Here is a 23,103-nt window from a genome sequence, read left to right as displayed (position 1 = left end):
ATCAAACAGAAGGATCAACACGATGAAATCTCTAATCTCTGCGACACTGGCTTTTGCGGCATTGGCCGTTTATTCGCCGGCTCAGGCGGAAGATCTGGAATTCCGGCTTTACAATGACAGCAGTGCCGACCTGGTAGAATTCAACGTCTCCCCCGCATCGTCCGACGATTGGGAAGCAAACCTTTTGGCGGGTGGTTATCTCGCCCCTGGATATGAAATTGGCGTGGATATCGCAGACGGGCTGAAGACCTGTGTCTATGATATCCGTGGTATCTTTGCCGACGGCTCCGAAGCCAAAGAGTATTCGCTGAACCTGTGTGATCTGGGTGAGTATACATTCTCCGACTAGGTGGGGCTCTATACGTAACGGCGAAAGCTCCGAGAATTTGGGGCTTTCCACAAGCCCTTGATCTGATTGCCACCAGTCAGGCTGCTCTGTCCGGAGTGAGCTCGATCGGACATCTGCGTTTCATTATGCGGACCAAAGAATATGGTACCCAATAAGTGAGAACGCTCGTACTCTTGGATCAAATCAATGCCAACACTCCAATGAACTTCCAATCCAGGGCTATTTCGTTTTGGGAGAATGACTTGACCGAACACATAACTCTCAAAGATGGTAGAACGCTCGCTTTCAGCACTTACGGCGACCCAAACGGAACACCAGTGATTTTTAGCCACGGGTTTTCCGACTCTCACGTCATTCGTCAACCCGACGACAGTCTAACCGCTTCGCTTGGAGTGCGATGGATTGCAGCAGACCAGCCCGGTGTTGGAGGTTCAAGTCCGAAGAAGGATCGGAAAATGGTCGATTGGGGCGCTGATATGGAAGACTTGGCTAACCATCTTGGCCTCGATACATTCAATGTAGCGGGCCATTCCGGAGGCGGCCCCCACGCATTGGCGGTGGCATTTCACATGCCCGAACGTGTGCGTAAAGTTGCGCTCGCTTCTCCTGTGGCGCCATTCGATCAGCCTGGTGTTACCAAGATGCTGGTGCTGAAGGACCTGAAGACCATCGCGAAACTGCGCCATCTGACCTTTCTGATCCGCTGGGCAGAGCGTATGGGCGCAAAAAGTGCTTTGAAAGACATCCCTTCATATGTGGAATCTGTCGTTGACCAAATGCCCAACGAAGCCAAAACAATACTCCGCAATCCGGAACAGCAAGCCTTGTTCGAAGAGAACTTTCGTCTTGGTTATCTGCAACACGAGGAAGGGGTTTTCGAAATGACGATGGCGCTTTGGGACTGGGGGTTTTCGCTAAAGGAGATCCAGCAACCAGTAGAGATGTTTTATGGAACTGCGGACGATATTATCTCACCGGAGATGCCACGACACCTTTGCTCTGAGCTTCCCAATTGCACAGCTCACGAGTGGTCCGGCGCAGGACACTATGGGTTTGTGGATCGCGAACGGTGGACAGAATTTGTCGGCGCGGTTGCTAGTTTGTCTTAACAAGTTGAAGGCAGCAATGTCCGCGTCATGTTTGTCTGACAAGGGTGCGGCGAAAGAGCGGTTTCGGTTCTGGCCAAAGCACGGCTGGTGAATGTTCGGATTGGCGACACGGGCCGCACTGCAACAGCGATCGTATCGCAACTGCGAGAAAATGCTGCAACAGCGAAATTGCAAAAACGAATGTCGGCAAAGGGACCTGTCGCAATAGTTTGGGTAGGTCGCGTTCTTCCCGTGAGCGACAACATTTTCAAGCTTTGTTAACCTTTTGAAGTCCGAAGAGGTGCGCCAGCAGATCGTTCTGATCGTTGACGTTCCACTCGCCGGAGAAGCCGAAGCCCTTCTTCAGCCAGAGCATGGCCTCGAAGCCCGCGATCGTTCGCCGCGCCGTTTTGAACGATTGGAAGCCGCCGATCTTCGGCATGTTCTTCTTCACCCGGAAATGGTCGCTTTCGATGCCTTGCTGGAGATGCTTGGTAACATAGTGCACGGGATCGGAGTGAAGAAGCCGATCATCGATTGACGTCTTGATTGCTGATGGGAACGTATTAGCACCATCAGTGCCGATCTTTTCCGGTGAGAGCAAGTGCTCGTCTTTCAGCATTTTACGGAAGAAACGCTTAGTGGCGCTGAGGTCGCGCTTCGCCGTCAGCAGAAAGTCGACCGGGTTTCCATATTTGTCGATGGCGCGATACAGATAGCGCCACTTCCCGCGGATCTTGACGTAGGTCTCATCGATCCGGACCGATCCACAATGAGGCCGGCGGAATTGGAGAAGCCGTTTTTCAATCAGCGGTGCATAGGCGAGAACCCATCGATTGATCGTGCTGTGGTCGACTTCGAACCCGCGCTCGAAGAACATCTCTTCCAGGTCTCTGTAGCTGAACGGATAGCGCAGATGCCAGGCAACCGCCTGAACGATCAGCCGCGCCTCGAAGTGCCGCCCTTTGAAATCGCCCTTGGACTGGCGTTTCAGCTTTTCGGTAATTGCATTCAGAATCATCAATACGCTCCGCAACTCTCGGAGCCGGAAATTCTTCAGTGAGGGTCAACATGTCGTTAACCAAGAATATTTGCGACAAGCCCCTATGTATTCCAATGCATGGGCTGAGCGCTCTTCTGCGCTTGCTTGATACTGTTGCGTCCCGATGTTGGGTACAAATTCACCTTCCAGCCTAGCGGCTGCGCGTTCGTTTGCGATCCTAGTTTCGTCGTCCATAGTACCCTACAATTTGCAATATTGCGAGTACACACGGATAAGGCGAGAAGTGTCAATCAGGACAGGACTGGTAGGTACCGACGCCTTGATCATTAATGATGATCACTACTTGTAGATCAAGGTGACTTGTCGTGTTCAAAATGATCCGGGTTTCCCATTCGTCGCCTTCGCCTTCACAGGAGCCATCATAAATTTTTGTGTTGGGTAGACCGCGAACATCTACCGGATTGGTGAGTGTGCAAGTAGCTTCCCAGTAGCGAAGTTCGTTGCCGGATATTTCTAACCGGCCATCAGCGTCTTCCCATTCCACACCGGTACCGCATTTCCATAAATACCTTCCTTCTGGAGCGACTAAACCCTGAGAAAGTGCGGTAGAGGTGCAGATGAGCAGGGCAATGGGAGTAAGGAACGCTGCGCGCATTTTTTGCCTCTCGATTGATAAGTGCAAGCACTACACACGCAGAAGGTGAGAGAAGTCAATCCAGTTCGGCAGATCGGTTCAACACTTTGAGCAATTTCTTTTGTCGATCCTTACTCAAGCGAGAGAAGGTGTCGACAAGGTCATCATCGTCAAAATTCATGGTGTTGAAATTATCGCGAATAACGGCTTCTAGAGGGCTTAGCGTTGATTTCCCGCCAACCAACGCTAAGCTAGTGCAAACACGGAACAAATTTCTTTGAGAATTGTTCTCTCACTGATGTGGACAGCAACTACCGAAGTGGGCCTAGGTTGGAGTTCCTGCTCCAAATGCAAAGGGAACGAATGTCGGCAAAGGGGCTTAACGATGGTTCTTCTTATCGGATTCCACATCCTTCTGTTTTCGTCTTCTCTTCGATCCGCTCAAAATAACTTTTCCGCTCCAAGGCGGAAATCATCTCCGCTAGTGCTTCCCTCAAGGGGACGTCGATCTCACGTTCCAGGTCGTTGATCACGTCGATATGCATTTCCCATTCCGCGGTCAGTGTCGCTTTCACGCTGCGGCCAAGCTTCGTCAGGTCGACCCTGCTCACACGCTGGTCGGTGGAGTCAGCCGCTTCCAGAAGCCCTGCCTCCTTCATCAGCTTTACCGTTTGACTGATAGCGCCCTGGGTCACGCGGACTATCTTTTGTAACTCACCGATCGACATCGGGCCGTCACCGAATGCCCGGATGACCGGTGTATAGCGGGCGCGATAGTCCACGCCGAGCTTCATGCTGGCATATATTCGTTCGGCATCCCTGTCGAAGAGGTCACTCAGGTGACGCAACAATTCTCCGATACCGACTTCCTTTGGGCTCATCTCTTTTTCCATTGCATTAGCGCTAATATGAATTTAATGCATTAGTACTAATGTAAATAGCCGTGATGACCGCCAAATGTCTACAGACCGAAACACCCTGAATTTGCCGTTGCTGGTGGCGGCACGCATTTGCACCACCTCCGTGTTCATGGTCTATCCGGCCTGTTTGAGTTTCCTGCTTGCAGAGTGGGACATGACCGCAACCGAGGCCGGGCTGGTTCAGGGCGGCTTCACGATCTCCATGGCGCTTTCCCTCCTGGTGACATCTTACCTGTGCGACCGGTTTGGTGCGCGCAGGGTATTCGCCGCCGCATCGCTCGCGTCGGCGCTCGCGGGCCTCATGGCCGCGGCCTGGGCCCGGGATTTCAACAGCGGGCTGATCATGATTTCGCTGATCGGACTGACTCAGGGGGGCACATACACGCCCGCGATCATGCTGGCCTCGGCCAACGCGGCTCCGCAACGCAGGAATGCTACGGTCGGCTGGGTGCTTGCGGGAATGTCGGCCGGATATGTCATTTCGATCGTTCTCAGCAATCTTATGATCTCCCTGGGGGACTATCGCCTAGCCTTCCTGAGTGTCGCGATATTGTCGGTCCTGGGGGCGCTGCTTTCCTGGTTTTCCACCCGGCATGCAAAAGACATCGATGCGACAGCTGAAGCCGCTGCGAACTCCATGCAGCCGGATCAGCGCAGAACGTCACGCCTGCTGATCCTGGGATACATCGGTCATACTTGGGAGTTGCTTGGAATGTGGGCCTGGGTTCCGGCGTTTCTAGCCGTCGCCCTGATGGGAAACACGGGCATGAGCGCGGTCGAGCTGGGGATCTGGACGGCTCTTGCGTTGCACATGTCGGGTTTCTTCGCGTCGTTTCTGTCAGGCATTGCCGCAGACAGATTTGGTGCGCGTCGTGTGCTGATCGCGTTTGCGCTCCTCGGGATGGTTTGTTCCGCTTCGGTCGGCTGGGCAATTTCGCTGCCGCCGGTGCTGCTCGTCTTACTGGTCGCAATTTACGGCTTTGCGGCGATCGGAGATTCGGCGGTATTGTCATCCGCCATGGCTGATGCCGTTCCTCCCGGACACCTGGGAAAAGCCCTTGGACTTCGCTCTGTTCTGGGAATCGGTGCAGGTGCAGTCGCGCCGGTCAGCTTTGGTCTGGTTCTCGATATTTTCCCGGGACCTTCCGGTTGGGGCCTCGGGTTCCTGACGTTGGCAGCAGGCGGCGCCTTGGCGGCTCTGTGTGCCTGTGCCCTGCCGATTGCGAAAAAAATTCCTGCGGGTCGGAATAATCCCGTCACCCAGTCGTAGTTGTCATGTCTGTCGCTCAGCAGGCTTTTTTCAAATTGGAGTAAAGACATGATGTTAAAGTCCCTTGCATTAACCGGTGCCACTCTGATCGTTTCCACCATGGCTGCCAGTGCCGACGGCCATACCGGTGCACCAGCCGTTGCCGGTGAAATCAACGGCAAATCCTATCTCATGGATGCGCACAAGATGACGCTCTATACGTTCGACAAGGATAAGAACGGTGTCTCGAACTGCTACGATGCCTGCGCTGAAAAATGGCCTCCGCTTTTGGGTGAAGACGGCACCACCCTTACCGAGTTCTACAGCCTCGTGGAGCGCAAGGACGGTACCTGGCAGGTCGCCTACAAGGGGCAGCCGCTTTATCTGTGGTTCAAGGACGAGAAACCCGGCGACATGACCGGTGACGGCGTCAAAGGCGTTTGGCACACCGCCCGCCCATAACCGGAAGGTTCCGGGGGTGGATTCCCGGTCCACCCCTGTCAATCACTGATGATCCAATCCTTTGAAACCCAACTGGAAAAAAGTCTCCCAGATCTTTGGCGCTACGCCTGGTCGCTGACGCGTGACCGGAGCGTTGCGGACGATCTGGTGCAGGACTGCATTGAACGTGCCTTGCGCAAACGCCTACTCTGGATACCCGGACGGCCCTTGAAACCCTGGCTGACGAAAATACTCCTCAACCTCTACCGGGATCGATTGCGCAGCGAATCCCGTCGTCAGACGGTTACACTGGACCAGATCAGCAACGTAGCCGAGCTCAGTGCCAGCCCGGAAGAAAGGCTGAAGGCCAAGGAAATCTGGAAGAGCCTGGACAAGCTGCCGCCGGAACAGCGCCAGGCATTGCTGGCGGTGGTGGCCGCGGGACTGAGCTATGAAGAAGTCGCATCCGCCTTGGGCATTCCCAGGGGGACGCTGATGTCGCGCATATCCCGTGCACGCGCCAAACTGAAAGCTGATATGGACGCATCTGCTGCCCCGAAGATCAGGAGCGTGAAATGAGACAGCGCAAAACGATCGAAGACCTGATCCAGCGTGGGATCGACAACGAGCTGACGGCGGAAGAACGCCAAACCCTCGATCAGCATCTGTCGACACACCCGGAAGATGCCGCGCATTATCGGGATTTGCAGCGCCAGGCCGAGCTGATCCGCCAAACAATTCCCGTACCGTCTGCCACGCATCTGCGAGAACTCAAGGAACGCGCGCAGCAGTCCCGTAAACCGGTTTCGCTGCTCCGTGTTGCTGCTTCGATTGCCATTTTTGTGATCGGTCTGGGGCTTGGTTACGTTTTGCCGCGTCTAGGTGCCGGACCGGAAAACGGTCTGGCACAATTCGCCGAGCAGGCACGTGCGGCCCATTCTCTTTATGTCAGCGAGGTTCTGCATCCGGTTGAGGTTGCGGCAACCGAGCGCGATCATCTGCAGACATGGCTCTCCAACCGCCTGGGGGCTGCGATCATAGCTCCACACCTGGGCGAGACCGGCTTTACCCTCATTGGTGGACGGCTTCTGCCCGCGGGCGACAGGGCCTCGGCTCTGTTCATGTATGAAAACGAAAACGGAGACAGGCTCAGCCTACTGGCCACGCACGGTGCTCCGCGGGAGAGTCAATCGTTTCGTTTCCACAAGGTCGAGGGATATTTGACAGTTTTCTGGCAGGACGGTCCCTGGCGGTATTCGCTGGTCGGTTCATTGGAGAGAGACCCCATGGATCAGATCGCTAGAACCATACACGGACAACTCATCTAGTTTCGAAAGTTGCGAACGGTCGAGTGCGTTGCACCGTAGGACAATTTACTGAATGTCGGAAAAGGGGGCCGGGAGGGGAATGGCGGTTATTGGAATAAGCTTCTAGCGAAGCGGAAATTCACACAAATCAGGTCGACTGTTGCTCCCGGCCCAAAGCTGATTTTCGTGCTCGGTGCAACAAATGACCGCTTTGAGCCCCATCTTGACGGATGCTGCGGAATGATCGAATGGCGGCTCTCCAGTAGATGCTGCTGGACGTTGTGCCAACAGATTAAGAATTCACCTTAGCTTGTCGTCTGCTCGCAACTTGCTTTGTCGCGCAAGACACGCGGCAAAGGCACAGCATCAACACGTCGGGCCACATTGCCACGAGGTGGGAAGCCCCACCTACGTTCAAATTGAAAACTACTGCTGTCTACTCGCCCAACAAGCATATCAAAGCTGGATGTTAGATTCGTCTTTCTAGAAATAGTAAAAGACGGGGCTTGCGCTCTTTCAAACAGTGTAACTTTATACGTTAGCGTGTTCTGTTTGATGCGCCAGATCCCCATGTAGATTTCCCACTCCGCAATTGAACTGGTTTCAAGTCGTTGAATCCAGATCAGCCGACCGTCGCTACAGTGCTGCCGGAACACGTCTTTTTCAACCGTCGCCAAACGGTTGTCGTCATTGTACCAAAGCCCAACGAGAGACTGCTTTGTTTGCGCTTTAGCCACACCTGAAATTGCAAGCAAAGAAAAGATCGCGGTAACGAAATAGCTTATCAATGTGTTCATGCTCGCCCTTTTCATAGCTGACGTTATGACAATAAACGCAAACGTCCGCTAAGTCCCGCCTTGCTGACCTTGGAAACATAAAACCGCAGCGTCCGCTTTCAGGGCGCGCGTGAAAGACCGTGTAAGTCCGAAATGCGGGCGCGCTGCTGACTGGCTGTTCGTGGCGCCGCCAGATTATCAGCTCTGGGGTCGTTTGCTGCCTGTCCGGTGGTGCCCTACTCGTCGGCACGTTCGATCGGAAAGCGGCTGGTCACCGCAACCTCACGCGTAGCGGCCGTTGGCACGATGGACGTTGCTGAAAGTCGGAAAGGCCAGCCACCGAAGACATCCACAAACGCCATGTTGGAAAAAGGTGGACGACATGCCACTATTACCGCATCTAACAATCCCATTTGGAGGGTATCGGTTACATTATCTTGGAGTTTTTGCATGCGGTTATTGTTGGTTATATTTGTAATTTTGACAGTCCAGCCGTCGCATTCCGCGTCGAGAAATATTTCTTGTAACTCGAATGGATACGTCATTCGGTCAGATGGCAATCCACCATTCTATCTTGGGAAATCATGCGATGTCTATTCTGAGCGTATGGGGGGGGGACATTGGTGTCAGGCACCGGACGGTGTATTGGTCGAATTCTCCAGGGGGCCGTCGAAGATCGAAGGGCTGATACTCCCCAAATGCTCTTTTGGCGGTGTCAAAACAATGCCTTGCGACTGCGCCGGCCGACCTCTGCCGTCAGGACAGGGAGGGTCTTTCGCGGAAAGCCGGTCCAGCCATTCATCTATGTCGAGTGTCATTGGCATGCGCTATAGCCGAGCGCGCGCTGTGATTATTGGCAGTGGTTGGGACCCCATACCCAATCCAGATCCTGTTAGTCTCTCATTTGTGACCCGGAACATGTATCATGAAAGGGGCTATATTGAAGTTGACACATGTGCTCCGACAGGATCGGCGCCGTGTAATTTCTATTTTTCAAACGCAGAGGGGCAGTATCTGAAAGTTCAAACGGACGGCGAGGAACCGGTGGTGTCATCGGTACAAGTCCTGAATGCTCAAGAATACAAGGAACATCGACCGTTTTGATTAATTGGCGAACTTGACCTGGCAACCCTTCAACGGAAAGTGTGCCTATTTGGCCAATTTCGTTGTCGAGCGACAAGCATTCAGCCATGACGGGAAATCAACCGGGCTTGTCACGTTAACAAGCAGTCAGGATTTGGCGAGATAGAACGACAGGTATGAAGACCGCCCCAGTCAATTACAATCGCCATCGCTTTCCGCCTCAGATCATCGCGCATGCTGTGTGGCTGTATTATCGGTTTCCGCTCAGCCTGCGCATGGTTGAAGAAATGTTCTTGGAACACGGCATCACGATTTCCTACGAAACGATCCGACGCTGGGGTAGAAAGTTCGGTCCGGTCTACGTGCATCGTCTGCGCTGCAAGCAGCCATCGCGCAATGATGTTTGGTTTCTCGATGAAATGCGCGTCGTCATTGCCGGCAAGAAACACTGGCTGTGGCGCGCCGTCGATCAGGATGGCTACGTGCTTGACGAGATCGTTCAGACCCGCCGCAACACCAAAGCCGCCAGGCGACTGCTGATCCGGCTTCTGAAGAAACAGGGTATTGCGCCTAAGCGGATGATCACCGACAAGCTGCGCTCTTATGGAGCCGCAAGGCGGCAAGTAATGGCGTTCATCGAACACTGGTCACACAAGGGGCTGAACAACCGAGCTGAGAACTCGCATGTGCCGCTGCGAAAGCGAGAACGAATGATACAGCGCTTTCGATCCCCGGGAAGCCTGCAACGCTTCGTCTCAATTTTATCTGCTCTTCGCAATTATTTCGTTCCACCCCGTTCCAGCCGTTTCGCAACCATAGGCTTCTGGCAATGGCGGAATGGGTAGCCGTGACCAAAGCCAGCTGAAATCCAGTATCAATCCCTTCGCTGTGTCCGCATGAGTTTCCGTGACAAGCCCCATCGGCGAGCAGTGGTCGAATTTTCGGGCAACCGACATTGTCGGGTTGTAGGCGTATGGACGACTTGGTTGGATATGGACCCGTTCTGTTCACGCGTGAAAAGATACTACGAGACCGTGCCGAGAATATTGCCACGATAGATGCGCAACACGAACCGTCCGTGAAACCTTTCCTTGATCGCCTGGGCGTCAATGCGGTGCTATTGCGCCCTGATCGCTACATACTTGCTACCGCAAAAAGTGAAAAGGAAGTTGCTGCACTGGCCAGCGTAAAGCTGCCTTCACCTGCAGCTCCTGAAAACTCACCCAATTTTCAATGATCAAACTCACATGATTGAGCTGTGACGTGTCCTGACGGTCTAAGAACTATCGTTAATACGCGCTTATCGGTGGCCTAATTTTTAGAAACCCAGACGCTGGTATTGTCTCTAATGAACTGAGCCAGGTCATCAGCCCTTACCTTTCGTTCAACAACAGCTAATGCGATCTTTACCGCTTCAAGCTCGCCAGCATCGAACCAGACATCATTCATGTCGAGGAACGTTGTCATACTCTGCCAGGCAAGTCGCTTGTTGCCATCAACAAGTGCGTGGCGAGTGATGATGCCGTCGAAGATCAAGGCTGCAAGTTGGGCAGCGTCAGCGTCCGGCAAATAGTTGAATGCGTTTCTTGCACGCTCAAAACCTGCTTCCAAATCGTCGGTATTTGCAATCCGAAGTTCCTGACCAATTTCGTCAAAATACTCCGCAAAATCGTCCATCAACGCCGCGAGATCTGGCCACTCATAAATGTTGTCCGACATGCCGGATTATTCGCCAAGGATTTTCAGCGTTTTTGCATAGCGTTGCCGCATCTTAAGAGCTGAAGCTCTTGTTTTCGCGTACTTGTCATCATCGGTGGAAAGTGTGACGTTGACCGTGGTACCGACTCGTACGCCAAGGTCATCCAGATCAGCCTTATGCAACGAAATCGAAGCGCCGTTTCCAACCTTCTTGATTTGTCGCTTAATCATCTTTTGTGGCATGTCTATCTCCAATTGCCCGTATATACAGGCGTTTATACGGAGCGTCAATCGTGGAGAGATTTGCAAGGGCCTTCTCATTATCGATTGGAGTACAATCTATGTGCGCCATCTGCCCAGGGACTTGGACACACTTATACGGCCCTTCTTCGGAATATTGCGCCATCAAACAAGTTCGATCTCCACGTCTTTGGTGTGTTTCTTGAGATTGGTTCGTGTCTGAGAACCTGACTTCTCGCAATCACTAAACAGCTTCGCTGCTCCGACCGAACCGTGTCCTCGGCTAAAGCCTGCGGGCCGCACCATTCGGTCTGCGGTGATGGCGCTTGGTCAGAACCTTCGCCTGTTTACGTCCCATCGAAACACAAACGACATGGAGACGAACATGATCAACCTCGCAAGCTTTCGCATCATCGGCCGCATCGGTTCAATCAACCAGCGGGAGAAAGTCACCCATATCTCGATCGCTTCTGATCGCAATGTAAAGGATGTGGAAGGCAATTGGTCTAACGAAACCGTCTGGAATAGTGTCACAGTTTTTTCTGACGCGATGCGCAAGCGCCTGAAGAATGCCAAAGCCAGCAAAACTGGAAACTTGATCCTTGTCGAAGGATCGATCCAGTCGAGTTCATTCGAAAAAGAGAGTCAAACTGTGTACCGCACCGACCTTGTCGCTAATGACCTGGAAATTCTCTCCTTTGCCAAGGAGAGCTGACAGCGCAAGGGCGGCCAGTTGGCCGCCCTTTGTCACATGTTTTCAGATAGCTTCGTTTTTCCGTCTCACTGGGGGAAACACCGAGCGGTCAATTAACCGAACCTTCGTTCCCCTCCGCTTGCGTAATGTAGCCACGTCGTTGTTTTGTCAGTGCAAGCCGGTCTCGGGCTCGAAGTGCTGTTGCTTTGTCTTCGAACAACTCCACTTTAAGCTGACCGCTGTTGCCAATCCGACCCCAGGTACGAATAAGCGAAGATCCCCCAAAAAGATTTGGCTGAACGGTCATTGCATAAAAGCGCCGCATGTTCTTGTTCGGATCGATGCGAAGCAATAGCAGTGGGGCTTGACTGTTTGGCATGCCCAAGTGTCCCGTAAAATCAGAGACAATTCTAATGAATGTTCTGAATCGATCCCGTCAAATCGATTCAAGGAGACGATTGGTCGTTCAATGGTGTTGCATCTGAAATAGATTTCGAAAGAGAGCTTTGCAGCAGGCAATCAGAGACCTAACAGCCCGACTTTCGAGCGGGGAGCAGGAAGCTCTGCATTTGGATCGAAGCGCCTTGACAGTGGCAATCAATTCGCAGCCTTTGCCAGTTCATCATGACGTAGCTCAGTCGGCGGGTGTGAACGCATCATCCATTGAGAGAATGTGTCGCCCTTCCTTTCATCCATGTGGCTGATATCGTCCAGGAACTCGGAAATACCGACGCCATTCATCAGCTTGGCGGCAAAGCGATCGGCCTGATATTCGCGTGGCTGCGACGTTGATTCATTCAGCAGATGTGCAATGTCGCTGGGAGTGCGGAGCAAGATCGTAACTGCGGTGGAAAGGAAACCGACAACGGGGATCCTGGACAGGGTGTTGTTCATCAACCCAATGCCAAAATTCACTGGCAACGACAGGTAATGAAGGAACATGTTGATCCGGGTATCCCAATTGCGCAGATGCCCGATCTCATGAGCTGCGATACCTGCAAGTCGCTCGATGCCCTTTTGCGTGTCGCTGTACTTGTGCAAGATGCCTTTGGTGAAACAGACCCGGTTATGTGCATAGGCATAGGCGTTAATCTCGCCCGTGTCCTGGACGCGCCAAGCGATCTGCGGCAGTTTGACACCACTGTCTGACGCACAGACTTCAAGCTGCTCTTCAATCTTTCCGATGATTTCCTTTTCCCGTTCCGATAAGCGGCGGCCGCCAAAGCGAATATCAAAGGCTTTTGCCGCATAGCCGGGAAAATATGCAACCAGAACGGCAGGTCCGAAGGCGATCAGCAGAGTGAGAGCAACACCCTGCAAATCGGTGACTGGCGCCTTCCCGTAATAGAGGCTGAAGGGGAAGAGGATAAGAGAAAGTGAGAGCCAGGCAAATGCAAATGACGACACTGCAGCGCTCGACAAGCTTAGCAGTCTGGCGATTTCGATGACTGCAACTCTGAAGATGGTTTTCATCGGAATTACTCCTGGATACAACTTCAGATTATACTAGCCGTAATAACCCAGAACAAGAAAAAAGGAAATATACCACACAGGAATTTGTAGAAATAAATCGCATGGTTAAGGATAATATCTTACAAATAGTGCAAATTGAGTTCGTTTTAGCTTTGAGGTGTCTTGTTATTAGAATTTGCGAGGCAATAGAGGTTAGTAGAATTTGACATAAAGCTTCGGAAAAATTGCAGATAAATAATAAATGCCCCAAAATCAAATTTTAAAGACTTGTCGAATATGCCGCTGGTAGGGAAGTGGCAGGTTGCACAACCGAGCGAATACGTGCTGCGTAATCGGTTGGCAGTCTCTAACGATGGCAGGAAGAAAGCGGCCCATTTCATGGGTCCAAAATAGAAACCCCCAGAACCGGCGACCCGGATCCAGGGGGGAAAAGCTAGAAGCTAAACCAGACACTTAGTTTCTAGCTCTCCCCCGACAATTTGGCAAGCACGAACGCAGTTTCTGCGAACGGCTTCCTATTGTCTATCCACAACTGCAGGTCTATGGGAGTATGGAGCAGGAATTGGAATTTTCGGAATACCCTCAGCACCTGGAAAGGCAAGCACCAGGTGCGCAGGCCATGAGCCGCAATTTCTCATCAATCGGAGCGCTAAGACCCTCAACCGGATTACCTGAAGGCAAAACCAAGATCGATGCTATCAAGGCCATCAAGGGGGCTCGTTTGTCCCTCGGCCTCAGTCCGGCCGTTCTCGGCTTCCTGGATTTGTTGATTTCCTACACGAAGAAAGAAGACTGGAACGCTGGAGCTACACCTGTCGCCTTTGTGCCGGTTAAAAAAATGGCTGACCGCCTGGGCGTGAGCCCCAAGCAGATCAATAACTATGAGCGCCAGCTTGGGCACAAGGGATTGATCATCTGGAATGATTCCGGAAATCACCGCCGCTACGGAAAACGGGATAAGGACGGAAACTTGATCGCCGGCTATGGTGTGGTTCTGTCTCCGATTATTGAGCGGCTTTCCGAGTTGGAGAAAATGGCGGAAGCCGACCGCATGGCCCTGGAAATGCGCAATGCGGAGATCGACACTATTCGCTCTCTCCGCCGTATCCTGAAAGACCGCTTGGCGTTTGCAGAAACCCACGGACTGCAGGCCGAGGTAGTCAGCCGGGCCGAAGAAACTTTCAAACGGATCCCGCGGACATTTCCCAAGCGGATCAGCTTCATCGAACTGTGTTCGCTCAGATTGGACGCAGAGCAGGCAGCAGTTGAACTTAAGGAGCTGATTGACCCTCTTTTTTCTGAAGAAAGTTCCGACCAGTCGGAACAAAACTTCCGACACCAATATACAGACAATACAAGGCAGAATCCCTTTAGGGATTGTAATAGCGAACGGACATCGCCTGCCGGCGATGAAGTTATCCCTCAAGCGGAGCCCGCTAATGCGGGCGGCATTGAAGAAGAGAGTAGGGGGCGGGTTCGCAGTCCGGACAACTCCCCAGGTACGGAGGCGGGCCAAAGTGCTGGCTCCAGTGGCAGTACCGGGATCCAGCACATCACCTTTGACCAGGTGCTTTCCGTTTGCAGCCCCATGATGGTTGATATGATCACCGAGGAAGCCGGGAAGGGCGGTTTGAACTGGGCGGCGCTTGACAGAGCAACCTCTCAAGCTGCCGTCTTTCTCGGAGTGAGCCCCGCACTTTGGACCAGTTTGCGCGCGGAGATCGGCCCGGCCGCGGCGTCGGTCTGCATTGTCATTACCGAGCGTCGGCTTACCGATCCTGTTCGGCCGGTCACCAACCCGGGCGGGTTTGTTCGCGGCCTGCATGAGCGGGCGCGCAAGGGTAAGCTTCACCTTCACAAGAGCATTTTCGGCCTCATGAAATCCGACCAATCCGCAACGGCAAGCGGTCTGACCTGACGGTCAGGCTGATCCATGGCGAACATGAACGATCGGCGTGAAAGGAATCCAACCTTGTCTGATTTCCGAAATGAACCCGGCGAAAAGCGGACTGACTTCCAGTCAGACAGATACTTGAGGGCAGGGGGCAGGCCCCCGCGATCTGTCAAGGCTTCCCGTATCCGGCGGCCGGCAGACCGGCCGACCTTGACAGACCGCTCCCCCGGTTTCCGGCGACGCGGAAAGTGAAAGCCCGCAATCCCTAAAATCAGGAGCCAAACCCCATGAAACAACTCATTCTCGCAGCATGTGCCGCGATCATGTTGACCGCGTGCCAGACAACCGAAAGCGGATCCACATATGCCCCAGACAACAAGCCGACTGTTGTAACGAGCAAAAGCATTCCGGAAGCCAAAGCAGCATCAAAGGCGATTTTCACCAGGCCGACGCTTGCCTTCAAGGTTGTCAGTGAATCCAGCAATCAACTGCTGTTCAGCAAGGTCCTACCGGCCAATGTCAACGACAACAACCCGTTGAAAGACCGGACAAAAGGAGCGTCGGTCACTGTCGTTGAACTCACCTTCCAGCCCGAAAACGGCAAAACCCGCGTCACCGGTGACAATTGGATGCTGCTCAATCCGAAGGGTGTCAACAAAGATAAATTCAATCTGCTGGCGACACCGGACGGGCAGCGGCTGCAGAACAAGCTCAATGAGCTGCGTTGACAGTGATCGTTTCCATTTCTACCGTCGTTGCATCGATCACACATTGAAGATTCCGCAAACCTTCTATCGTGACCTCTGATCGTTGACCCCTACCGGGACTGCCGTCCGGTAGGGGTTTTTCGTGCTTAAGTGTTAGTCCTGTGTGAGGACTCAACTGACTGATGTAATTCTAGAGGCCAGCTTTGCCATGGCGTCGACTTGTGAATTAACCGTCTCCATGTGCTCGTTTTGGTTTTGAACTTGAAGAATTAATTCGTTTTGTATGTCGGTCAGATCCCGTTGTTCCGGACCCGGTTCAGGATCACCGCCGTAATCTGACGCCACGAAGACGAACCCGTCTGACACGGTGTCGACAAAATCGCTGTCGTCAATTTGAGGTTGGGTTTCGGGTAATTTGGGTGCGCCATTATCGTTGAGAGGACCGTTCGTCATGTCAAATTCGATCGGTGTAATAAACAGATAATCCATAACCTGCTTCGCTCCCATCTGACATTTTTTGTTATCTACTAGACCTTAACTGCTGACATGAGCGTTAAAAGTGAATTATTTGTAATAAATTCTGTTTTAACATTTTTAGAAATTATCGTTCTTTCTCAAAGACTTGAAATACTGATCTAGTGTGCGTCATTGCGTTCTGATCAAAATTTCACCAAATGGTTTCAGGTCGCTTGTTTTTCAACTCTCTGTATTTTCATAATGAAATCCGATTCCGGTTGAAGCCGAACAGCATTTTTCAGCGAGCGAATTTCATGACAGAGATTCTACTAGCTAAGAACGGCCGCGGCTCGATCTGCAATTCCATCCTGGCCGCACTCCCTGAATGGTTCGGCATTCCGAGCGCCACCGCGTCATATGTTGATCATGCCGAACATTCGCCCATGCTGATCGCCCGAGTTGACGGGGAGATTGTCGGTTTCGTTTCTCTCAGTGAGCATTTCGGCATCAATTGCGAGATTCATTCCATGGGCGTGTTGCCCGACCATCACCGCAACGGTGTTGGAACCGCTCTCATCAATGCTGCGGCGTTGCGAGCTGCAGAAAAGAACTTTGGGTTTCTGACCGGTGAAGACACTTGCGCCGGCGCATTCGGACAAGAATTACGCTGGGACCAGGGCATTCTATTTTTCCGCTGGCTTCCGGCCGTTCGAAGAGTTGCCCGAATTATGGGGCGAGCATCTGAGTTGCCTTGTTCTGATCAAGACACTTGCCAACGCGTGAGCGTAGAGCATGTAGCCAGGCGTGAGCGGAACAGGGGAATTCCGGAGCAAACTGCGCGAAGCGATATCCATCCGTTTTCTTGAGTGATGCAATTTGCGGGACCTGGCCCGGCAGACGGGCGCGAGCGTTGCTCACTTCCTTCAAGCAGAACTTTCCCCTGTCCGCTGCGCGGCCATTCCTCGCGAACCAAAGTTCAGCCTGACTTCCGGTCCGATCGGTCCCTTTCGAAACGTGCATCGAAAACGAAAGGAAATCGCCATGAGCAACTATCTCAACGTCACCACTCCAGTTACCGGCAACGACGGCAAAACCCGTTTTCACAAGGTTGGGGTGGCATTCCCGCAAGGCGACGACAGCAAAGCCGCGATGACCATCAAGCTCTTTGCAACACCGACCAACGGCGAGCTCGTCTTGTTTGCCCCCAAGGCTGGCACTCCTGACGACCAGGACGGCGAGTAATGACACTGGCTATCCGGTCTAACCGGATAGCCTCCTCTCGGAAGTGCCCTTTAGCGGGGGCGGCTTGTTTACTGGACTATACTTGTTTGATCGGAAGACATTAGAGGCGGCGTAAGAAAATCAGATTTGCAGTGGCTAAAACGAAGTTCACCACTACATTTCAGATTGTGAAGCCAGAGCTTTCGTTAGGAGGAGTCGGTTTGGAAATATTATTCAAGGCCAGAGCCTTACTAAGTGAAGACAGTGGGAGGACGCTAACTCTACCTTCGGAGGTTATTCCAACTGCACCGGAAATTCCTGACACGGTCGTTGTATTCTTAAGCACAAAAAGCGCCACTAGATATTTGTAAAACTTTTCCCATGAGACAAAAGCGTCCTGGATCCGCTCCCAATCAAAACCGGCGTATAATGGACTTTTTTTGTTAGAAACGCCTTGGGTCTTAGCTATCAGCACATTGAAAAAATCTGACTGGACTAACTCAAGATCGGCACCGGATCCGTCGCCGCTGATTATCAAATGAGGTAACTTTGCTTCAAGTAGCGTAGAAAAGCTGATTGAGGGAGAGTCAAGTTCAAGGGTTTCCACCACACTGCACAACGTTGCTTTTGCTTCCATTAATCCCTTGGGTGACTGGTTCTTAAATTTCGCGATCTCGCGACGTATGCCTCCGGCATCGAGATCTTTCTTGAACTCTACTATTCCAAACTTCTCGCCAAAACGGCCAAATGCATCAGCGAGATTTGTTTCAGTGGCTGCAGCAAGTGGAGCAAATGTGGCGTTTGTCGCTTGTGAGACTTTGACTGCAAATACCCATTCAATGGTTTTCTCCCAATGCTTTTCCACTTGTTCCAAAACAAAATCCTTTCTCGGAGCGGTGGTGATTGAAAAAAAACAACTTGGCTCATGTCTGCCGCTTCAAGTTGAAAGAAACAACTCGCGGACGACCGTTGGACTGAGCTCGAGTCCGACCGCGAGCGTTTTGAGATCAATAATTTCATCATTGAGTCACTAAAATCCAAACGGTTCAGTTCACTACACTGTTGTCCAGCTAACCAAAAAATTTTAAGAGAAAATTTTGCAATTTAATGTTGCAAACAAAAATACATTGCGTTACGCAATTATTTAGGCGGCTCAGCTCCCGCCATTCGAGAGAAACTTTTTTCGGCCGAAAACGATTTGAAATTCAACACGCGTGAGTGAGATCACTCGTGCTTTCACCCCTGCAATCTGAGGATCTAGGAATATGGAATTTAGGCAAGAAGTGAAATTCGATCCATTTTCTGAAAAAGCTGAGAAGTTTGACGCTCAGGCAATGAAAGAAGATTTGAAAGCCAACGGCATTTACAGGTTCGAATTTGATTCTACATCTGAGGTGGAAGATGGCCTTAGTCGAATGGGGCAACTTGTAAATCACCCTGATAGCGATGGTAGATTGGCTACTCAGTTGGAGGCTACCGGAAAGCGCGATTATGGGCGAGGTCAACGCGGGTTCTCAAATTGCTCACTTCCTCCCCATACCGACCAAGCTCTGAGATCACCCCCATTGGCATATCTGGCATTACTTTGCATTCAGCCCGCACAAGTGGGCGGTGAGTCTCTGTTTGTAGATTCGAAGCTCGTGTACCGCAGATTAAGTATTGAGTATCCCAAATTCCTCGAAGTCTTGTCTAACCCGGAGATAATCGCTCATAGATTTGAAGATCAATTCAGCTCTGTTCCGGTTTTTACAGCACTGGAAGATGATCGGATCATAGCGAGGGTCAGATTTGACGAACTTTGCTATAGTTCAATTGCTGGAATAGACGCAATTCAGAAACTTCGGGAAATAGTCGAAGAATACACCGTTAGAATAAGCGTAAAACAAAATCAGGGATTTGTCGTAAGTAATTCACGTTGGTTGCATGGCCGCTCGGATTTTGTTGGAGAGCGCAAATATCTTCGGTACCTGGTAGCTGCGAATAATCAAAATGACCCCAATTTAGGTTTCTCTATCTCGAACGATTCCAATCGAGATATCGCTGTCAAGGAACAGATCGCGGAGATTGTGAGATGACGGACAATCTTGCGCACAAATTTCCGGTGTCGGTTAAGGGTGTTCTTGACTTGGGGGGGAAGTATCCTCTGCTCAAGAATGAAAGAGACGAATGGGAGTTGCCAGGTGGCAAGCTTGAACCTGGTGAAGATCTTGTTGAGTGTGTCACGCGAGAAACGTGTGAGGAATTGAACGTTCAAGCTTTTGTTGTGTCTGAACTGAACAATTGGCTATATCCAGTTAATTCAACCGAAGTTGTGATTGTCACATATCTACTGAAAACTGAAGAAGAAAATCCCAATCTCGTATTGAGCCACGAGCATAAAGAACTTGGTATTTTCACATTAGAAGAAGCAAAACAACTAAAAATGCCTACAGGCTATTTGAAGTCTATTGAGAAGGCAGAGAAGATACGCGTCGAGAATCTAAAGTGGATTTGACAACGCTATTTATTGTTCTCTTCGCCGCATTACTTCATGCATCCTGGAATATTGCGTTAAAAAAGTACGCCAGCTTGGAAACTGTCATTGGGCAGACGATCTTGTCCGCTTTAGTCGGTGCGGTCGGCGTTTCTTACTTTGGAGCAATTAGTAATACGGCGTTACTGTATCTGCTATTAGGCGCACCATTCCATGTATTAGCACGATACTTTTCTATTAGAGCGTTTCTGTCCGGAGATCTTAGTCAGTCTTATCCAATGGTCAGAGGAACCATTCCTGTTATGGTTGCTCTGCTATCATTTATCGTTCTCGGAGAAACTCTCTCTGCGTTCGGGTTTTTCGCGATTTTTCTCATGTCATTATCTGTTGGCGCATTGGGCTGGCGAGGTGGCAAAACACCGGGAAACTTTGACGCTAAACCGCTGTTGTACGCGCTGCTTACAGCCGGTAGTGCAGCGGTTTATAACGTCACCGATGGTGCTGGTATCCGGGTTTCTGAAAACACACTGGGCTTCACATTTTGGTTGTTCTTGCTAGACGGCTTAGCAAGTTCAATCGTGTTGTCGGGTTTTGTTTATCTAAAAACAGGTAAAGTCCGTCCGGGACTAGGTGTGGCCGGAGTAGCGGCAGGGCTTATTCAACTTCTGTCATTTGGAATGATTCTTTTCGCTATGAAATCGGCACCAATTGCATTGGTAGCTGCTGCGCGAGAAACAAGCATTTTGTTTGCACTCTTGCTGTCGTCTGTTCTGCTCAAAGAAAAGATAACGGGTTGGAGACTTGCGTCTTCGTGTGGGATTTTGGCTGCAACCCTTATGGTTCGTATGAGCTAGCTTGCAGCGATAGTTTCTACTTAGAATGAGTTGTTTGGCCAGCTTGTGAGCAGTATCGATTCTAAACAGCTAATCTCAAGCACTCGTGAGATGAGCGTAAATATTCCATAATGCAAACTATCGGTTGTTAGTTTTCGGTTGTGCAGTGTCGCCAAATTCAGGCCCAAGGTTTCATTTGACAGGTTGGGCAAAAGAGCCCTGATACTCGCCTTTCGCCCAATCCCTCACTCAACCCGTGCTTGAATGGAAATCCTATGCTTTACTTCACCAAGGTGAAATAGATCGGGGGTGCGAGGGACTCTGGTCTTCGAAGCGGCGAGGTGGCTATGAGTTGACCACCTACGCCGCTTCGTCTTCTCGAACTTCGTTGAGGAACAGGCTGACGGCTTCCGACAAGCTTGTTGCGACTTGGCCGAGTTGCTCGGCACTTTGGCTCATTGTCTCTGATTGATGGCGGGTCTGGTCGATTGATTTTGAAACACCCGCTACATTTGTTGCTGCTGAGGCAGCCCCGTCAGACGCAAAGGTGATGCTCTGCGTAATTTCGCTGGTTGCGGCGTTCTGTTCATCGACGGAGGTTGAAATCGTATCGCTGACAGAGCGGACCTCGTCGATCTTCTCGACAATCGAGCGGATTGCGACCACAGATTTCTGAGTTGAGCTTTGTACGCCGGAAATCTGGCTGGCGATTTCATCTGTTGCCCTTGCGGTCTGTGTCGACAATTCCTTGACCTCTGCTGCGACCACCGCAAATCCCTTGCCGGCCTCACCTGCTCTTGCAGCCTCAATCGTCGCGTTCAACGCCAGGAGATTGGTCTGCTCGGCTATTGCTCTGATGATTTCAACCACTTCGCCAATCTTGTCGGCTGTTTCAGCAAGAACCGAAATATCGCGATCCGCGGCAACAGCTGTTTCAGATGCTGTCGCAGAAATTTCTGTTGCTGTTGACGCCTGGCGAGAGATTTCATCGATGGAAGCTGAGAGTTCGGCTGCCGCCGAAGCGACGGTCTGAACATTTGTTGTTGCTTCTTCGGTGGCTGAGTTCGCGGCTTTGGCGCTTTCGTCGGCATGTCGGGCGATGTTCACCATTTCGTCCGCGCCGCTTCGCATGCTGTCGGTTTCGCTCAACAGTTGTTCCTGAATGCTGGCAACGGATGTTTGGAACTGCTGGATTGCGTTTTCCATCTGTTCGGCACGTTTGCGGCGTTGTATCCGGCCGGTCTCAGCTTCGTCTTCAAGCTGCCTTTGCTTTACGAGTTTCTCGCGGAAGACTTCCGAAGCACGCGCAATGTCACCAATTTCGTCCGGGCGGTCGGTGTCGCTGACAAGAACGTCTAATTCACCCTCTGCCAGCTCAGAAATGCAATCTCGTTGTCTGCTCAATGTCCGTGTTATCGAAACCACTTGAGATACGGCGAGACCGGCTGAAAGCGTGAGCAGGACGAGGGCTGCGATCGACAACCAGAAGATTTGACTGTCCAGTTTGGCAATATCTTTGTCCGCTGCAGCTTCCGCCCGATGGATGAACTCATCGGATGCTTTTTTCATGAGGTTCAAGCGCTTGGTCGCAGCGCTGAACCAGGCCGTGGCTTCCAACCCCTGAGCATCCAAAGTCTGAGGTAGGGTCTGGATGATCTCACGCCAGTTAAGCGTGTTTTCGACGTCAGGTCCCTTGACGAGACTGTTCCAGATCTCCTTCTGGCCGCTCGTTGCCACAGAACCGAACTCTTTAATGAAGGCGCTTTCACCACCAGAATGGGAGACTGTTTTCAAATAGGTTGCCATATCAACCGTGCCGGTTTTGTTGAAATCGTCAAGCAAAGCAGCGCCGTTCGCTCGCTCGAGGCCACCGGATTCCATTGCTTCAACGATCGTCAGATAGGGGAGAAGTTCTGCGGTGATTTCTTGGGAAGGGCTCATCTCTGTCGCGATTCCTACGACATGAATGAGATCATTGATTTCCTTGGAAAATCTTTTGACGACGTCTTTGATCGGCAAGTTTCTTGAATCGATGGCGCTTCGAAGCTCTTCGGTCTTATGAACTTCTTCTGCAACATGTTGAAGATCGGCGAGTAACTCTTCATTGTTCAAGTCAAGAGACGCGAGGTGTTCATCAAACACTTTGATCGCTGCGTCGGATTTCGGTCGTTGCTCTGCCAGGAGAGAGCGCAGATTGGGATCGTATTCAGACTTGATCAGACCGATGCTCATCCCGCGTTCTTTTTGAAGCTCATGAACCAGATTGCCTGCATCTTCCGCGACACGCGTCAAAGGGCGCATGTAAGCGCGATTTGAGCGTTCCGTTACTTTTTCATAGACACTCAGTGTGGCGAATCCGATGGCGGCAAGCATTGGTATTCCCGCCAGTACCGCAATCTGCAATCTGATGCGTTTCATTTGTGGGTCCCCTCCAGTAGAACGATCATTATCAATAGGCTGTACGGGGATCCTTACTCCTTACTTAACGTAAGTTTCAAACTTGACATTTTACGACACTGAAAACTGTTGGGGCAAAGAGAAACAATTATCGATTGTATTATTGG

At 51.5% G+C, this 23,103-nt stretch carries 27 protein-coding genes and 1 pseudogene; 16 read left to right on the top strand and 12 right to left on the bottom strand.

Annotation, left to right across the window (positions count from 1 at the left end; translation table 11 throughout):
• Positions 1–22: 22 nt before the first annotated feature.
• Positions 23–349, top strand: coding sequence for a hypothetical protein (locus ABLQ08_RS26935; RefSeq protein WP_352948959.1), 327 nt, complete (start codon positions 23–25; stop codon positions 347–349).
• 242 nt (positions 350–591) lie between these two features.
• Positions 592–1,458, top strand: coding sequence for an alpha/beta fold hydrolase (locus tag ABLQ08_RS26930; protein WP_352948957.1), 867 nt, complete (start codon positions 592–594; stop codon positions 1,456–1,458).
• A 247-nt stretch (positions 1,459–1,705) separates the two neighbouring features.
• Here ABLQ08_RS26930 and ABLQ08_RS26925 read toward each other — a convergent pair whose 3' ends face one another.
• From ABLQ08_RS26925 to ABLQ08_RS26915, 3 genes are all read right to left on the bottom strand, one after another.
• Positions 1,706–2,458, bottom strand: a complete 753-nt coding sequence (locus ABLQ08_RS26925; protein ID WP_352948954.1) for an IS6 family transposase — start codon at positions 2,456–2,458, stop codon at positions 1,706–1,708.
• A 268-nt stretch (positions 2,459–2,726) separates the two neighbouring features.
• On the bottom strand, positions 2,727–3,095 hold the full coding sequence (locus ABLQ08_RS26920) for a hypothetical protein (RefSeq protein ID WP_352948952.1): 369 nt from the start codon (positions 3,093–3,095) through the stop codon (positions 2,727–2,729).
• 374 nt (positions 3,096–3,469) lie between these two features.
• Positions 3,470–3,955, bottom strand: coding sequence for a MarR family winged helix-turn-helix transcriptional regulator (locus ABLQ08_RS26915; protein ID WP_352948949.1), 486 nt, complete (start codon positions 3,953–3,955; stop codon positions 3,470–3,472).
• Between the two features lie 76 nt (positions 3,956–4,031).
• Between ABLQ08_RS26915 and ABLQ08_RS26910 the strand changes: the two genes are divergently transcribed.
• The 4 genes from ABLQ08_RS26910 to ABLQ08_RS26895 are packed head-to-tail and all read left to right on the top strand — an operon-like array spanning position 4,032 to position 7,012.
• Positions 4,032–5,264 (top strand): MFS transporter, encoded by a 1,233-nt coding sequence (locus tag ABLQ08_RS26910; RefSeq protein ID WP_352948946.1) that lies wholly within the window; start codon positions 4,032–4,034, stop codon positions 5,262–5,264.
• A gap of 48 nt (positions 5,265–5,312) precedes the next feature.
• Positions 5,313–5,705, top strand: coding sequence for a COG4315 family predicted lipoprotein (locus ABLQ08_RS26905; protein ID WP_352948944.1), 393 nt, complete (start codon positions 5,313–5,315; stop codon positions 5,703–5,705).
• A 48-nt stretch (positions 5,706–5,753) separates the two neighbouring features.
• Positions 5,754–6,263 carry an RNA polymerase sigma factor gene (locus tag ABLQ08_RS26900; protein ID WP_352948941.1) on the top strand — a complete coding sequence of 170 codons (510 nt, stop codon included), beginning with the start codon at positions 5,754–5,756 and terminating at the stop codon, positions 6,261–6,263.
• The gene (locus tag ABLQ08_RS26895) at positions 6,260–7,012 is read left to right on the top strand and encodes an anti-sigma factor family protein (protein WP_352948939.1); all 753 of its coding nucleotides are present in this window, start codon (positions 6,260–6,262) and stop codon (positions 7,010–7,012) included. Before ABLQ08_RS26900 ends, ABLQ08_RS26895 begins: the two co-directional genes overlap by 4 nt.
• A gap of 284 nt (positions 7,013–7,296) precedes the next feature.
• Here the strand turns inward: ABLQ08_RS26895 and ABLQ08_RS26890 are convergent, their stop codons facing one another.
• Together ABLQ08_RS26890 and ABLQ08_RS26885 are read right to left on the bottom strand one after the other, a co-directional pair.
• A complete protein-coding gene (locus tag ABLQ08_RS26890) occupies positions 7,297–7,788 on the bottom strand; it encodes a hypothetical protein (RefSeq protein ID WP_352948937.1) in 492 nt (163 codons plus the stop codon).
• A 215-nt stretch (positions 7,789–8,003) separates the two neighbouring features.
• Positions 8,004–8,312, bottom strand: a complete 309-nt coding sequence (locus tag ABLQ08_RS26885; RefSeq protein ID WP_352948934.1) for a hypothetical protein — start codon at positions 8,310–8,312, stop codon at positions 8,004–8,006.
• A gap of 714 nt (positions 8,313–9,026) precedes the next feature.
• Between ABLQ08_RS26885 and ABLQ08_RS26880 the strand changes: the two are divergent.
• Both ABLQ08_RS26880 and ABLQ08_RS26875 read left to right on the top strand, forming a co-directional pair.
• Positions 9,027–9,715, top strand: a pseudogene (locus tag ABLQ08_RS26880) (IS6 family transposase).
• 108 nt (positions 9,716–9,823) lie between these two features.
• Positions 9,824–10,087, top strand: a complete 264-nt coding sequence (locus ABLQ08_RS26875; RefSeq protein WP_352948932.1) for a hypothetical protein — start codon at positions 9,824–9,826, stop codon at positions 10,085–10,087.
• Positions 10,088–10,161: 74 nt separating this feature from the next.
• Here the strand turns inward: ABLQ08_RS26875 and ABLQ08_RS26870 are convergent, their stop codons facing one another.
• Both ABLQ08_RS26870 and ABLQ08_RS26865 read right to left on the bottom strand, forming a co-directional pair.
• Complete coding sequence (locus tag ABLQ08_RS26870) at positions 10,162–10,569, bottom strand: type II toxin-antitoxin system death-on-curing family toxin (protein WP_352948929.1); 408 nt, start codon at positions 10,567–10,569, stop codon at positions 10,162–10,164.
• Positions 10,570–10,575: 6 nt separating this feature from the next.
• Positions 10,576–10,791, bottom strand: a complete 216-nt coding sequence (locus ABLQ08_RS26865) for a hypothetical protein (protein WP_352948927.1) — start codon at positions 10,789–10,791, stop codon at positions 10,576–10,578.
• A 382-nt stretch (positions 10,792–11,173) separates the two neighbouring features.
• Between ABLQ08_RS26865 and ABLQ08_RS26860 the strand changes: the two genes are divergently transcribed.
• Positions 11,174–11,503, top strand: coding sequence for a single-stranded DNA-binding protein (locus tag ABLQ08_RS26860; RefSeq protein WP_352948924.1), 330 nt, complete (start codon positions 11,174–11,176; stop codon positions 11,501–11,503).
• A gap of 88 nt (positions 11,504–11,591) precedes the next feature.
• On the opposite strand, the gene ABLQ08_RS26855 is transcribed toward ABLQ08_RS26860, so the two are convergent.
• The gene (locus ABLQ08_RS26855; RefSeq protein WP_417714959.1) at positions 11,592–11,861 is read right to left on the bottom strand and encodes a WGR domain-containing protein; all 270 of its coding nucleotides are present in this window, start codon (positions 11,859–11,861) and stop codon (positions 11,592–11,594) included.
• Between the two features lie 218 nt (positions 11,862–12,079).
• Positions 12,080–12,955: a M48 family metalloprotease gene (locus tag ABLQ08_RS26850; RefSeq protein ID WP_352948922.1), complete on the bottom strand. Its 876-nt coding sequence runs from the start codon at positions 12,953–12,955 to the stop codon at positions 12,080–12,082.
• Between the two features lie 619 nt (positions 12,956–13,574).
• Between ABLQ08_RS26850 and repC the strand changes: the two genes are divergently transcribed.
• Positions 13,575–14,873 carry a plasmid replication protein RepC gene (repC, locus tag ABLQ08_RS26845; protein ID WP_352948920.1) on the top strand — a complete coding sequence of 433 codons (1,299 nt, stop codon included), beginning with the start codon at positions 13,575–13,577 and terminating at the stop codon, positions 14,871–14,873.
• Between the two features lie 263 nt (positions 14,874–15,136).
• Positions 15,137–15,577: a hypothetical protein gene (locus ABLQ08_RS26840; protein WP_352948918.1), complete on the top strand. Its 441-nt coding sequence runs from the start codon at positions 15,137–15,139 to the stop codon at positions 15,575–15,577.
• A gap of 150 nt (positions 15,578–15,727) precedes the next feature.
• On the opposite strand, the gene ABLQ08_RS26835 is transcribed toward ABLQ08_RS26840, so the two are convergent.
• On the bottom strand, positions 15,728–16,045 hold the full coding sequence (locus ABLQ08_RS26835) for a hypothetical protein (RefSeq protein WP_352948916.1): 318 nt from the start codon (positions 16,043–16,045) through the stop codon (positions 15,728–15,730).
• Between the two features lie 185 nt (positions 16,046–16,230).
• Between ABLQ08_RS26835 and ABLQ08_RS26830 the strand changes: the two genes are divergently transcribed.
• Positions 16,231–16,878, top strand: a complete 648-nt coding sequence (locus ABLQ08_RS26830) for a GNAT family N-acetyltransferase (protein WP_352948913.1) — start codon at positions 16,231–16,233, stop codon at positions 16,876–16,878.
• Between the two features lie 175 nt (positions 16,879–17,053).
• Positions 17,054–17,254 carry a hypothetical protein gene (locus tag ABLQ08_RS26825; RefSeq protein ID WP_352948911.1) on the top strand — a complete coding sequence of 67 codons (201 nt, stop codon included), beginning with the start codon at positions 17,054–17,056 and terminating at the stop codon, positions 17,252–17,254.
• Between the two features lie 160 nt (positions 17,255–17,414).
• On the opposite strand, the gene ABLQ08_RS26820 is transcribed toward ABLQ08_RS26825, so the two are convergent.
• Positions 17,415–18,107: a hypothetical protein gene (locus tag ABLQ08_RS26820; protein ID WP_352948908.1), complete on the bottom strand. Its 693-nt coding sequence runs from the start codon at positions 18,105–18,107 to the stop codon at positions 17,415–17,417.
• Between the two features lie 391 nt (positions 18,108–18,498).
• Here ABLQ08_RS26820 and ABLQ08_RS26815 point away from each other — a divergent pair, with 391 nt between their 5' ends.
• Genes ABLQ08_RS26815 through ABLQ08_RS26805 form a run of 3 tightly spaced genes read left to right on the top strand, consistent with a single transcriptional unit; the run spans position 18,499 to position 20,560 of the window.
• Entirely contained in the window at positions 18,499–19,308 is an 810-nt protein-coding gene (locus ABLQ08_RS26815; protein WP_352948906.1) for a TauD/TfdA family dioxygenase, read from the top strand.
• Positions 19,305–19,727, top strand: coding sequence for an NUDIX hydrolase (locus ABLQ08_RS26810; RefSeq protein ID WP_352948904.1), 423 nt, complete (start codon positions 19,305–19,307; stop codon positions 19,725–19,727). Before ABLQ08_RS26815 ends, ABLQ08_RS26810 begins: the two co-directional genes overlap by 4 nt.
• A complete protein-coding gene (locus ABLQ08_RS26805) occupies positions 19,718–20,560 on the top strand; it encodes a DMT family transporter (RefSeq protein ID WP_352948902.1) in 843 nt (280 codons plus the stop codon). The genes ABLQ08_RS26810 and ABLQ08_RS26805 overlap by 10 nt, the downstream gene beginning before the upstream one ends.
• A 339-nt stretch (positions 20,561–20,899) precedes the next feature.
• On the opposite strand, the gene ABLQ08_RS26800 is transcribed toward ABLQ08_RS26805, so the two are convergent.
• Positions 20,900–22,957, bottom strand: coding sequence for a methyl-accepting chemotaxis protein (locus ABLQ08_RS26800; protein WP_352948899.1), 2,058 nt, complete (start codon positions 22,955–22,957; stop codon positions 20,900–20,902).
• Between the last annotated feature and the right edge of the window lie 146 nt (positions 22,958–23,103).

Origin of the sequence: Roseibium sp. SCP14, assembly GCF_040329475.1 — a bacterium.
In the GTDB taxonomy this organism is placed as follows: Bacteria; Pseudomonadota; Alphaproteobacteria; order Rhizobiales; family Stappiaceae; genus Roseibium.
The sequence above is the reverse complement of the archived record's forward strand: the minus strand, read 5'-3'. Positions and strand labels throughout refer to the sequence as shown.